Annotated in this window: 1 protein-coding gene; it reads right to left on the minus strand. The window is 72.1% G+C overall.

Features of this window, described 5'->3' with window-relative positions; translation table 11 throughout:
• Nucleotides 1-21 precede the first annotated feature (21 nt).
• Nucleotides 22-13,818 carry a hypothetical protein gene (locus ACZ5K7_RS27580; RefSeq protein WP_468917239.1) on the minus strand — a complete coding sequence of 4,599 codons (13,797 nt, stop codon included), beginning with the start codon at nucleotides 13,816-13,818 and terminating at the stop codon, nucleotides 22-24.
• Nucleotides 13,819-13,942 lie beyond the last annotated feature (124 nt).

The following is a 13,942-nucleotide window of genomic DNA, read 5'->3' on the forward strand; positions in this document are numbered from 1 at the left end:
CGGTGATCGCCGCTGTCCCGATCATGGTGCCTGGTAATAGGTGGGATTGATGCTCGCACGATAGGTGCTGGTCAGGTACAGCGACTGGATCGACTTCTCGAAGATCTTGAAGGGTAGCTGGATCCAGAAGTCGGCGAAGCCCTGGCGGTGGAAGAGCCGGCTGCCCGCGCTCATCACGAACACGTTCTTGACCAGCCCGGTGGTGGCGGCCGTGGTGACCGAGGCGGCGGCGTTGATCCCGCCCTCCCAGACCGCGTCGCCGCCGTGCAGCTTCACCGTCTGGCCGTCGGCGTTGGTCACGCCCCACACGGCCGCGTTCATACTGCCGTTGACCCAGCCGGACAGCGCGCTGCTGAGCACGCCGAACGAGAAGTCGTAGGCACCGCCCCGCCAGCGGGTCGGCGTCTCGTTGCCCGCCCACTCGTTGACCCAGGTCTTGTCGTGGTTGAGCGGACGCCGGGTCCACGGTTTGCCGCCGTCGACATTGGCGATGCCGGCCTTGAACTTGCCGAGATTCTCGAACCCGAGGGCCCGGTTCTCGTGCACCGCGGTGCTCAGACCGGTCTTGATGGTCGCGCCGACCGCCGCGTTGGCGAACGACTTGAGCGCGTCCTTGCCGGTGAACGGCTTGTTCTGGACGGCGGCCACGATCCCGTTGACGGCGAGGTTCGCACCGAACTCCAGGATGAACTCCTGGCCGAACTCCAGCGCCGCCTTCTTGGCCACGGACTGCCAGTACGGCTCGTAACGCGCCTCGCGCAGCGCCGCGTTGCCGTCCGGCAGGACGGTGCCGGACCACGGCATGCGCTGAGCCTCACGGGTCGTCCGTCCCCAGCCGCGGATCTCGGTGAGCGCGCCCCGGAAGTCGTACTCGTTGCCGACCAGCCGCCAGGTGTTGAACGTGTCCCGCTCGAACACCAGGCCGCTGTCGGTGCGCTGGGCGATCAGATCGCCGTTCCTGTTGTAACGGTTCCACTGGCCGCGCCAGGCGTCGGTCTCCAGGAACCCGCCGCCATCGGCCTTGCGCTCCCGCACCACACTGCCGTGGTCGAACTCCTTCCAGACCGAGCCGGCCGGGGTGTTCTGCGTGACGGTCGTGCTGTACGCCCGCACCCGCAGCGGTCCGCCGTTGTGCAGCGGGGTCTCGCGCAGGACGGTGGGCGCGGCCTGGCCGGTGCCGGGCAGCGAGTCACGGAAGTGACGGGCACCGGGCGCCCACTGCTCCTGCCAGCTGCCGTCGTGCCACCAGCGGCGGACCTGGTTGGCCAGGGCCGGGTCGAGGGCCGTGCCGTCCCGCCTGAAGACGTTCGCGGTCCACCAGCCGTTGGTGTCGCGCCAGGCGTCCACGTGGTTGCCCGAGTCGAGCATCCGGCGCTCGCGGACCAGTTGCCCGTGGGCGTCGAAGTCCCGGTAGGAGTCGTCCCAGGGCAGCCGGGAGTCGGTGGAGCCGCGGAAGAACTCCCGCTCGCCGGTGCCGACCTGGGCGCCGTTCGCGTCCAGCTCGCGCCAGGTCCAGCGGCCGGAGTCGGCGCGGCCGGAACCCTGGATCACGTGGTCCGGCTGGTCGGGCTTGGCGTGACTCTGGCCGACGAGGTTGCCGTGCGGGTCCCGCTCGACCCAGAGGCGGTTCTCCGGCAGGCCGGTGTACTCCCGGACGACCCCGCCGGGCAGCCCCTCGCGGGCGATCCGGGTGGTGCCGCCGGCGTCCTGGTACACGTCCTGCCAGAGCCTGCCCGCAGGGTCGTTCGCGAGCGGTTCGCGGTAGCCCCTGACGTCGCCGGCCTGCCAGGGCTGGTCGGTGGGGTTGGCCGGGGCATGGCCGGGGCGCCCGGCGTGGTCACCGACCTTCAGGGAGGTGCCGTCGTGCAGTTTGCCGCTGAAGCGCGCGAAGGTGCCGTCGGCGGCCAGGTCCAGGGCACTGCCGTCCATGCCGACGTACCGCACACCGGAGGCGGCGACGGTGCCGTCGTTCGCCTCCTTCGTCCAGGTGAACAGCTGGTAGGTGTCGTCACCCCGGACATGGGCGTACGGCGGCCGGGTGTGCTCGGCGCCGGCGAGCCAGCGGGTGCGCACCCAGGTGGGCGGCCGCTGCTCGCGCCAGCGGTCGGTGGTCAGGAAGCCGTCGCCGAGGGCCTCGTGCTTGCCGACCTCCTTGCCGTGCGGGGAGTGCCGCTCCCAGGTGGCACGGAGAGTCCCGTCGGCCGGGTTCATCGCGTGTTCCTGGTACTGGCCGGCCCGCTCGGGCCATTCGGCCATGCCCCACTGCTGCTGGGCGATCCGGCCGTCCGCGGTGCGGTCGGTCCAGCCGCTGCCGATGCGCTCCCGGGTCCGCGGGCCCGAGGCGATCACCTTGCCGTCGCCGTCGTAACGGTGCCAGGTCCAGGCCCCGTTGCCGTCGTCGACGCCCAGGGTGTGGCCGGTCCGGCCGTTGAACTTCTGCAGCCCGTCGCGGTATTCGCGCACCGTGCGGCCCCAGCCGTCGGTGTCGCGCCAGCCGGTGCCCGCCGTGTCGTAGTGCCGGCTGCCCGTGCCGAGCGGAGTGCCGGTGTCGTCCCAGCGCACCCAGTGGGTACGGGGGTTGGTGCGGGCGAAGTCGATCGTGTCGGTACGCCGGAAGGAGTCGACCACGTCGCCGGAGGCACCGGGCAGCACCCGGCGTTCGAAGACCGGCACCTGCTTCTTGGTCGAGCTGAGCAGCTTGATGTGGCCGCCCGCGGCGCCGGACAGGTCGGCGGTGCCGTGGTGGAAGGACCCGGCCGCCACCGGCGCGCCGGACCTGGTGGTCCGGTCCCAGGTGCCCGTGGCGTGGTCGACGACGTACCGGTAGTCCGTCCGCCGCCCGTTGTCCAGCACGTTGAAGCCCTGCCGGGCCACGCTGCCGTCGGCGGCCAGGTGCACGAACTCGCCGTGCCGCGGGCTGGTCCGGTCGTTGAAGACGATCCGGGTGGTGCCGTCGGGCCTCCGGACGGCGTCCCAGTGCGCGAGCCTGCCGCCCGCCCCGTCCTCCAGCCAGGCGCCGGGGTGCTGCGCGGTCGGCGGAGCCACGACGAGGTGGCGTCCGCCGTGGCCCACGGGCAGCGGGGTGCCGGTGGCCGTGACGGCGCCCTGGCCGTCGTACCGGGTGAACGTCCCGTCGGCCAGGGTGGTCCGGTGACCGCCGCCGGGCAGCGGGACCGTCTCCTGCGCGAACCGTCCGGTGTGCTGGTCGAAGACCTGCCGGCCGCCGCCGGGTCGGGCGATCTCGATGCGGCCGGCCGGGTCGAAGGTGACCGCCCGCGCCGGGTCCGCCGCGAAGGCGTCGTCCAGCCAGTGCGGAGCCGCGCCGAGCGGCCGGTCGAGATGCCCGGCCGGTACGCCGTCCCGTCCGGTCAGCCGCAGCCCGTCGCCCGCGAAGTCGCCGTTCACGCCGAAGGTGCGGTGCCCGGTGTCGTGGACGGTTCGGAACCCGCCGTTGTCCGGGAGCGCGGTGACGGTGTCGGGCAGCCGGTTGCCGTCGGCGTCGGTGAGACGGTGACCGCCGGCCCCGTCGGGCTCGGCGAACCGGCCGCCGCGCGGCCCGCCGGCCGGGTCGGCCAGCGCGGTCGAGGCGCTCACCGGGTGGCCCTGGGCGTCGTACAGCACGGACTCGCCGGTGACGTCGTCGATCGTGCGCGGCCGGTTGCCGCCGACCGCGACCACCCGCTGGGGCAGCGGCTGCCCCGCGGTGTCGGTGAGGAGGTGACCGCCCGCGCCGTCCGGTACGGCGATCCGGCCACCGCGGGCGTTCGCCGCGGGGTCGAACAGGGCGAGGCCGGTGTCCTGGTAGCGGCCGTCGGCCGTGAACCTGCTGGTCGCGCCGCTCGTCTCGTCGGTCACCCGGAAGCCGGTGCCGCCGGGCAGCGCGGTGACCGTCTGGGGCTGCCGAGCACCGGCCGTGTCGGTCAGGGTGAAGCGGCCCGTGCCGTCGTCGGCCAGGAACCGCTGCCCGCGGGTGCCCCGCGGCTCGGTCAGCGAGACACCGGTCTCCTGGAGGCGGCCCCGGCCGTCGTGGCGTACGGACACCCCGGTCGTCCCGTCGGTGACCCTGATGCCGTTCCCGTCGCCCAGCTCCTGCACCCGCAGGTCCAGACGGTTGCCCGCGAGATCGGTGACATGGACGTCGGCGCCGTCGGTGACCCACACCCGGTCGGTCCCGGCGGGGACGCCGTCCCGGCCGGTGAGCTGGACGCCCTCGTCGACCCGGAGGCCCAGGGCGTCCACGCGATGGGTGGCGCCGGTGTCGAGATGGGTGATCCGCGCCGCGTCGCCGGGCAGTGGGAAGGCGGTCAGCCGGTCCGCGCCGGGGCCGTTCACCGTCATGGTCTGCCGCAGGCCGTGGGCGTTGAGATCCGTGTGCAGACGCAGCCCCGTCGGCCGGCCGTCGGCCCCGTACAGCGGCATGTCGTCGGCGATCCGGTCGCCGTTCGCGGTGTACGTGGTGACGGTGTCCGACGGAGTGTGCCGGACGTCGAAACCGCCGTCCGGCCGGGCGACGACCGTGCGCAGCGGGTCCGGGTGCAGCTGCTGGTCGAGCACCCACAGCGTCACCGCGTTGTCCTGGCCCACGCTCCGCTCGATGGTCAGGCCGTTCGGCGCGCTCACGCCCGAGTTGTTCAGAGCGACGTGGTTGACCGCGGGCGGGGCGGTGTCGGGTAGCGTGTCGAGCTTGCCCGCGCCGAGCGTCGCGCCGCGGTGGGTGGCTGCCACCTGGATCTCGTGGATCCGGGCCTCGATCTCGGTCGGATGGATGCCGAGGTGCTCAAGGTTCTGGTAAGCGGCGCGGAACCGGTCCTGAGCGGCGACCAGTTCGTGGTTGAGCTGGACGTCGAAGGTGCTGACCGTCCGTGAGGTGCTGGCTCCGCCCGGCCCGCCGCGCAGATCCTCGACCCGGTTCAGTTCGATCCGGGCGGACGACAACTCGACCCAGGCCTCGCGGAACGGCCTGCCGTCGCCGCCCAGGAGCTCGTCGAACCGCGCCGAATCCTCCGCCCACGGCGTCTCCCCGGGCTGCCGGGAGGACGTGGCCGGAGCCTTGCCCCGGTTCGGCCGGGAGGGTGCGGCGGGGGTGGTGTCGCCGTCGAGGTGGGCGGCTGCGGGGGTGGTGTCACCGTCGAGTCGGGCGGGTGCCGCCGGGGTCGTGTCGCCGTCCGGGCGGGCCGGCGCGGTGAGGGTGGTGTCACCGGTGTTCCGCAGCGGCGGGGTGCCGTCCAGCAGGCTCAGGGCGTCGTTCTGCCGCTGGGCCTGCGCGGACCTGTCCAAGCCGTCGAGCATCGTCTGGAGCCTGGTCTGGGTGTGCGGGGTCGTGCCGCCGGCGGCGAGGGCGGTGCGGGTGCGGCCGGCCAGCCCGTCCGCGCCGTCGCCGAGGCGCCGGAAGTCGTCGAGCAGCCGGTAGGCGTTCGCCTCGGCCCGGACCTGGTTCAGGAGCTGTTCCACTCCGGCCCGGCGGACCGAGTCCGGGCGGTCCCGCAGGAAGCGCCCGGCGGCGTCGGCCAGGTTGTCGAGGGCCTCGGCCCGTCGCGCCAACTGGTCGGCGGGGACGTGGTGGAAGGCGTCCAGGGCACGGTCGACGTACCGGATCTGCGAGCGGGCGCGGATGCCGTTCTCCCGGTACGTGTTACGGCGGAAGACGGCACGGTCGAGGAGGTCGGGCGCGGCCGGATGGGCGGTACCGGACGCGGTCGTTCCGGTGGTGTCGCCGGTCCGCCGGGGCGGCCTGAGCATGTCGTCCAGGACGGCGTCACCGAGCGGCCGCGCGGACCGGCCGTCCCCGAGCCGTGTGTCGTCCTTCGGGGGCATCGAGGTGAAGTCGCCGTTGTCGCCACGGTGGGGAGTGGCCGAGTGGATGTCGTCGAGGTGTGTCGCGGGCGCGTCGGATTCGGTGGGGTGGGGCGGGGTGGTGTCGGTGTCCGCGAGGTGGGGTGTGCGCGTCTCGGTGTCGGCGAGGTGCGGTGTGGTCGTGTCGGTGTCGGCGAGGTGCGGTGTGGTCGTGTCGGTCTCGGTGAGACGGGACGGAGGCGTGCCGGTGTCGAGCGGGTGCGGCCGGAGGGTCTCCGTCTCGGTCTCGGTGAGACGGTGCGGTGCGGTGGTGTCGGAGAGATGCTGCGGCGCGGTCTCCGCGTCGAGGGGGTGCGTGGCGGCACCGTGGTTCGGGGAGTGCGAGACGGTGGTGTCGCTCTCCTTGATCGGCGGCGGGGCCGTCTCGGAGTCGATGCGACGCGGCGCCGGCGACTGCGTGTCGGTGCCGCGCGGTGCCGGGGGCGTGGTGTCGAGGTCGTGCGGTGCCGGGGGCGTGGTGTCCGTGTCGGCGTGGTGGGGTGCCGGTGAGTCGGTGTCCAGGCCGCGGGACGGGAGGCCGTCGCCGGTGAGCGCGGGGGCCTTGGTTTCGGGGCCCGACTGGGTGTGCGGGAGCTGGGGTTGGGCGTGGGCCGGGTTCGTGTGGACGTCGGTCGCGGCGGACACGGAAGGCGTCGCTGTCTTGGCGTCGGCGCCCGGCGGCAGGAACAGCCGGCGGCCCTCGTCCGTGAAGTGGAGGCCGGCGGAGTCACCGTGGACCAGTCCCGCCCTGAACAGGTGCTTGAACGCCTTGTCGAAGGCGGTCCTGCCCAGGTCGACGGCGGCCGTGGTCTGCGTGCCGACCTTGGAGTTCGGCAGGGACCGGAAGCCGTCCGAGTTGGCGAGTGCCCGGACCATCTTCTTCATCTGGTCGGTGATGCCGGCTACACCCTGGAGCGCGTTCTCGGCCAGTTGCGGAAGTTCGCTCAGGTTGGGGCCGTTCGCCCCCGCGGCCGACGAGGAGGTCCCCGCGCCCTGGTTCTTGCCCGGCCCGGGCTGCGGCTTCGCGGTCTCGGGCTTGGCCTGTGGCTTCAGTGCGTCGAGGCGGGTGTTGATGTCCTTGAGGAGCTGCTCGCGCTGGTCGAGCAGGGTCTTCGCCATCTCCTTGCGTTCGCCGACGGCGGCCGCGTGGAACTCCTGGGTCAGCTTGACCGACTGCTCGGCGTGCGGCTGCGCCTTGTTGAGGTTGTAGCGCAGCGCCTTGTTGTTGCCGCTCTTGAGGGCGTTGTCGGCCTGCCGCACCCGGTCGGACGCGTCGTCGAAGGCCTTGCCGGCCGCCCGTGCGGCCGGGTCGACCGTGCCGTCGGCGAGATAGCGTCCGTCGCCGTCCGCGTCATGGACCGCGAGCGGCGACGGCCACTCGCTCGTGGCACGGCTCTCGAACGGGTTGATGGGCAGCCCCGAGCCGGACTTCGCCTCGGGCCGGTACAGCTTGGAGATGACCGAGCCCAGGTCCTCCGGACTGCCGGTTTCGGCGAGGAGCCTGAAGACGTCGTCCTTGAAGGTGCCACCGATGAGATGGACCTCGCGCACCACCGACAGGGCGAGCGCCTCCCGCACATGCTCGCCGTGGAAGACCTCCTGCTCGAAGGAGACCTGCCGAGTGCTGTGGTCGGGGTACTCGTACGTCCAGCGGCCCCGCTTGCCCACCTCGTCGAAGCCGTCGTCGTACTTCGCGCTGCGGACGACGTCGTCGCCGACCTTCAGCTGGTTCATGGTGTCGCGGTCCAGTGGGTGCAGCTGGTCGTGGAGCGAGACCCAGCCGCCCTTCTCCTCCAGGACCTTGGCGTCGAAGACGAGCGTGGTCGGCCCGTAGCGGGTCGCCATCGGCTTGTCGCCGACCTCCATACGGAAGAACACGAAGTCGTCGTTGCCCAGGTTGGAGGTGTTCTTCGCCGAACTCTTGCCGGACGCCAGGAATTTGACGCCCCGGCGGGTCAGGTCGCCCTGCGAGGACATCACACCGCTGTTGGCGATGGCGTGGTAGGCCGGAGTGGCGTGCTTGATCCGGTAAGGCAGGTTCTCGAGCTTGTCCCGCAGCTGCTGGAACTTCAGACGGTCCGCCTCCGGCAGGTCCTTCAGCAGTCCGTCGACGTCGGCACGCAGGTCCGCGATGTTCTTCTCGGACAGCTTGCGCACGAAGTCGTGCTGCTGGGACCTGGACAGCTTGTCGAAGCCGTCGAAGTCCTCGAACACCTTCCGCCACTGAGCCTCGGTCCCGGGCAGTACCGCCTTCCACTGCTCTCCGCTGTGCACCTCGCCGAACGCCTGGTTCTCGCGGTAGCGCCGCAGGAGGTCCGGGATGCCGCGCCGGACCCGTTCCACCGAGGCGTCGGTGCCGAGGAAGCCCTTGAGTACGAGGTTGTCGCCCGGCTTCGCTGTCTTGACGGCGTCGTCGACCAGCTCGGCGAGATGGTGGGCCACGGCGGCGACGGGCGTGTGCTGGTTGCGCAGCGTGTAGGCGCCGCCGAAGCGTGCGGCGTCCGTGACATGGCCCTGGAGGGCCGCGTCCAGGTCCTTGGCGGCGTTCTCGAGCCCCTCGGCCAGGACCTTGAGCTCAGAGGGGGGAGTCGTGTCGGCCTTCACCAGGTTCTCGAGCTCGTTGGCGAGCCGCTGGACGGTGACCGACTGGGACTGGATCTCCTCGCCGGTCCGGATGAACTGGTCCGAGCGGACGGGGCCGTCGCCCGCGCCGCGGGAACCGGTGTCCAGTTTCCGTGCGTGGTTCTGCAGCGCCTGGGCCCGGTCGATGTCGCCGGCGCCCGCGAACTGGTCGACGAGCTGGTTCAGTTCACGCTGCGAGAGCAGGCGGTTGTCGAGTTCGTGCTGGAGCGCCTCGTCGAGTTCGCGGGTGGCGTCCTTGAACTTCGTGTCCGCCTCGGTCAGGTCCGCGTTGGCCTTCGCGATCTTGTCGGCGTCCTTGCCCAGCTGCGTCTGCGCGATCTCCGCCTGCTGGAGATCCTTGTGGGCCTTGGTCTGGTCGGCCAGGATGTCGTTCAGCCGCCTGGGCGGTGTGACGGAGGCCGCGCCCGTCTCGCCGTGGGCGGCGTGGGCGGCGTGGGCGGCGGTCGCGGGCGGGGGAGTCGCGTCGTTCGCCGTGGTGACCGTGCCGCCGAGCAGGCGGGGCCGTTCCTTCAGACTGAGCTGCCGCAGGGCGCCGAGATCGGCCTCCATCCGCACCGGGTCGACGCCGAGTTCGGTCAGGCGGTGGTGGGTGGCGTCGTACCGCTGCTGGGCGATGTCGACGTTCTCGCGCGCGCGGATCTCGTCGGGTGTGGGGCCGCGGGAGCCGCCCGCGTGCCCGTTGTCCGGTAGCAGATCCTCGGCCCGGCCCACGTCGTACCGTGCCTGCACATGGTCCCGCCAGGCCTCGCGGCGTGCCCCGCGCAGCGGGTCGTCGAGGTGGCCGAAGAGCGCGTCGACCCGTTCGCCGTCCCGGAACCACGCCTGCTCGATCTCGGCCGGGGTGAGCCGGGGCCCGCGCCCGGGCAGCTCCTGACCACCGGAGTGCGGGGTGTCCGGGCGCGGGGCGGGCGTCGTGTCAGGGGTCGCGTGCACCGTGCCCGGTACGGCGGTCCCCGTGTCCGGGGTGCCTCGGGTCGGGCTCGGGACGGTCGTGTCGGTGTGGAGGGGGGAGCGGGTGGTCCCCGGTACGGCCGTTTCCGTGTCGTGCGTGGTGTGGGTGGTGGCCGGGACGCTCGTGTCCGTGTCCGGCGTGGTCCGGGTGGGGCTCGGGACGGTCGTGTCCGGGTGGGAGCCGGTGTAGACCGGGCTCGGCAGCTCCTTGCTCCATGACGTGGGCGTCGGCAGGGAGCTGAGCAGCTCGTTGTTGTGGAGGACGTGGCCGCGCAGGTCCGCGGCGAGGTCGTTGAAGCCGGTGCCGCTCCACTCCTTGGTGAAGGTACGGTCGCCGCCGGTGATCGTGACGGAGACCGCGTCGTCGTCCGCCTTGTGGGTGACGGTGACGGTCATCTCGTCGGCGAAGCCGGGCCGGCTCACCGTGAACGTCTTCACGTTCGGGCCGTCACCGCCCTCCCGTACGACCGCGTCGCCGAGCCCCTCCCAGCGGCGCATCGCGTCCTGCCCGAAGGCGCGCCCGAAGTCCTCGAACGCCTCGCCCGACTGCAGCCCGGACCACTTCTCGTTGATCAGCTTGTCGAGCTGGCCCTCCGGGATCTGCTCGGCGCGCACCGGCACGACCGTGATGCCGTCCTCGACGCGGGCCGGCCCGGTCCGCACCAGCCGCGTCGGAGAGAGGGTGATCTCCCACTGGTCCTGGTTGAGCGCGAGGGCGTCGTCGGCGGCCTTGTGGTAGCCGGGCGGGTAGGCCATGGCGAGCTTGCCGTGGTCGGCCGGTACGTCGATCTCGAAGACGACGCGGTTGCTGTTGACGCCGTTCTTCGCCCACTCCGCCTGGAAGGCGCGGTTGTTGGAGGTCGAGGCGGGCAGCCGCTCCACGAACACGTCGGCCTGGGCGGCCCGCGGGTCCATGGACACGCCCCGCCACACGGTCATCCGCTGGTTGGGGCCCTCGAACATCAGGTCACCGGCGACCTTGTTGAACTGCTTGACCTTGCCGACCAGCCCCGGATTGGCCTCCAGGGCGCTGGGGTTGACGAAGCCGCCGTACCCCTTCTTCGAGGTGAAGGCGCCACCGATGACGCCCTGCATGAACAGCTTGGTCTCGTTGTCGGTGGCGGCCTTGCCCATGTGGCCGCGGGCCGCGTGGGCGGCGGCGTCCCAGCTGTCCGCGGAGGCGCCGGTGAGCTCGGCCGGGCGCGGGGGCAGGGTGACGTCCGGGGTGGACGACCGCAGCAGTGCGCCGGTGGACCGGCTGTAGACGTGGCTGCCGGAGGTGGAGGCGACGACGATCTCGTGCTCGCCGCTCAGCTTCGCCGGCCAGGTGCCGGTGGCGTCGGTCAGGGAGTCCACGGACTTGCCCGCGACCTTGACGCTCACCCCGCTGAACGGACCGTCGCCGAACCGCACGGTCTCCTCGGCGAGCCGGATGCCGCCCAGCCGCTTGAAGGTCCAGCTGTGCACCACGGTCCCGCCGACGGCGTCCAACTGCCGTACGACGAAGCCCGTCCCCTGCTTCTCCACCGTGTACAGGCCCGACTCGACGGCACCGCCGTGGAGTTCGGGCGTGCCGCCGCGCGGTGCCTTGACCGCGAGCTGGTGGTTGCCCGGGACCTTGACGACGTTGGGGTCCTTGAGGAGATCGTCGAAGGCGCCGGTGGTGTCAGCGGTGTGGGCGGCCGGCGCGGGGGAGGAGTGACCCGGCGGCAGCGGGGTGTGGGTCCCGGGCGGGGTGGGGGTGGCATGGGCCGGAAGGTTCTCGGGGACATGGGCCGAGGTGCCGTTGGCCGAGCCGGCCAGGCCCTTGTCGGCGTCCGTGTGCGTGGGCGCGCCGGCGAAGGCGGGGCTGTCGGTGGTGCGGGCGCTGCGGCCGGTGTCGACGAGGTCGAGGGCGGCGCTGTTGCTGTGCGCGCCCGGGTGCCCGGAGCCGCCGGGGGAGACGGGCGCCGGGTCGTGCGGGGCGCCGTTGCCGGTGAACCGGTCGGGCGTGCCGGCGTTCCCGGGGTTCGCGGTGAGCCGGTCCGGGGTCGTGACGGACGCCGGGTTCGTGGTGAGCCGTTCGGGGCTTACCGGAGGAGTCGTGGGTGAGTTGGCCAGCAGCTGCTGCGGTGTGCCGGGATGCGGGGAGCCGGGGCTCTGGACCAGTTCGTCGAGGTGCAGCCGGGTCTGGTTGGCCGACAGGGCGCTGGTGGTGCGGTCGGCCAGGGCGTTGCCGGTGCCGGGGGCCACGGGGGTGTTCGGCGTGCTGTGACGGGTGCCCGCCAGCAGGTCGAAGGCCGAGGTACCGGCGTCGACGCTGCCCGGCCCGCCGTGCCCGATGCCGGTCGGGGACGGGTGGGTCACCGTGGTGGGGCCGGTGAGCAGGTTGTTCGGCGCGGTCACGTCGTGATGAGCGCCGGGCGTCGGGGTCGAGTCGAGCGCGGTGTGCGCCACGTTGGTACCGGGGGTGCCCGTCAGGGTCGTGTGGACGGTGCCGAGGCTGGGCGTGCCGGGCGCGTGTACGGCGCCGACTCCCGGGTTGCCGGTGAGCGCTGCGTGCAGGGTGCCCACGGACGGGTTGACAGTCGAGATGTCGCCGAGCGTGCCGGCGACCGGCGGCGGGGTGGCGTGGGTGCCGGTGAGGACGGTCGTACCCGGCACGTGCGTGCCGTTGTGCGCTCCGCCCGGCAGCAGTACGTCGGCGGTGGACGTCAGGTTCGTCGGCGTCGGGTGCAGCCCGGTGAGCGTGGTGTGGGCACCGCCGGTGACGCCGGTCACCGGCGTGTTGGTGAGGCCGTGGGTGGCGCCGGGGACACCGGCCGACGCGGGCAGGTGGAGACCGGAGGCGGTGGTGACGGTCGGCGTGGCGCCCACGCTCACCCCGACGTCCGAACGCCCTCCCAACGCGCCGAAGTTCTCCACGTGGACGTTGCCGAGTTGCACGTGGGGCATGTCGACCAGCGCGTCCACGGTGCGGGCCGCGTGCACGCCGAAGTTGCCGCGGTGGGCGATGGCGCCCACGTCACCCAGGTTCAGGGACGGCGGGCGCAGGGTCGAGGTGACGTCCAGATGCGTACTGGGCAGGTGGAGGTCGAGGTTGCGGATGCTGCTCTGACCCGAACCCGCCCCGAACCGCACCTCGTTCAGCTGGATGCGCGGCATGTCGACCAGGGCGTCCACGGTACGCGGGTCGACCGGGACCGAGCTGATCGTGCGGCCGATGCTGCTGGTGATCGGGGCGCCGAAGACGTGCTGCCCGAGCACACCGCGGTCGAAGAGGCTGATCCGCAGGGCGCGCGCGAAGCCGTACTCGCCGATCTCCGCCGCGTCCACCGGCAGGAAGATCCGCAGCCACTTGGTGCCGCCGAACTCCTGGCCCACCCAGGTCTTGGTCGCCTGCCAGCCCTTGGAGAACGTCTCGGGCAGCCCACGCACGAATCCGGGGAGCGCCTTGATGCCCTGCACGATCGTCAGGCCGGCCGAGTTGACCCCGCGGCCGATGATGCCGGGCAGGTTGTGGATGCCGTCCAGCACCCACAGACCGCCCTTGTAGACCCAGGTGCTGCCCAGCTTGACCAGGTCCTTCAGGCCGAGCAGCAGGGTGGTGGGACGGAAGCCGTTGGTGAACAGGTTGCGCAGGGCCTGGAACGTGCCCCGGGCGATGTTGGCGAAGCCCTTGGCGAAGGCCGTCGTGGTGACGCCCTTGATGATCTGGAAGATCGGCAGCGCCTTGGTGGTGGGCGCCAGGATGCCCAGCCCGGCGAGGAAGAGGTCCAGGAAGCTGGCGTCACCGTTGGCGAAGTCGACGATCGTCTTGATGAAGAGGGTCAGGTTGACGCCGAGGGCGAGCAGCGCGATCGGCCCGCCGAAGATCAGCGCCGGCACGATCAGGATGATCGCCAGCCACTGGAACGCCTCCCAGAACAACTGGCACTTGGAGATCGGCAGCTGAATGTTGGAGACACCCGAGATGCTGCCCGCCGCCGTTGCGGCGCCTTCGCCGTGCTCGGTGCCGGCCTGCCGGGCCGTCGAGGCGTAGGTCTCCCGGTTCGAGTCGTCCTCGGAGAGCCCGCGCCCCGAGTTGAGCGCGCCGTCGGCACGGGACTGCAGCTCGACGAGCTTGTCCGCCCAGGTGCTCAGCGCGGTCGCCGCGGTCTCGAAGGACTGCGCCACGTCCTCGACGTGCCCGCGCAGCCGGTCGTTGACCTTGTCGCGCAGGGCGTTGGCGGCCTCGCCGACGAACACACTGTCCCCGGCGGTGTTCATGACCGCGTCGATGGCCGTGCTGATGCGCCGGGCCTCGGCGCCCAGGTTGTTCAGCTCGGTGGACAGCGTCCGGATCTGGTCGGGGTCGCCGGGTGTGGGGTCGCTGTCGAGCCCGATCGCGTTCCAGTCGGTCGGGCGTGGCATACGGGTTCCTCCCGGAAGCTGCGGGGCTCGGGGCGGATTCTCCCCAAGTGACCACGCCACAGTGGCCGCTGTGGTTCACGTGATCTGGATTACAGCGACCGTCCGAGGTGAACCGACGAGGCGT

It is taken from the genome of Streptomyces sp. NPDC031497, assembly GCF_055580905.1.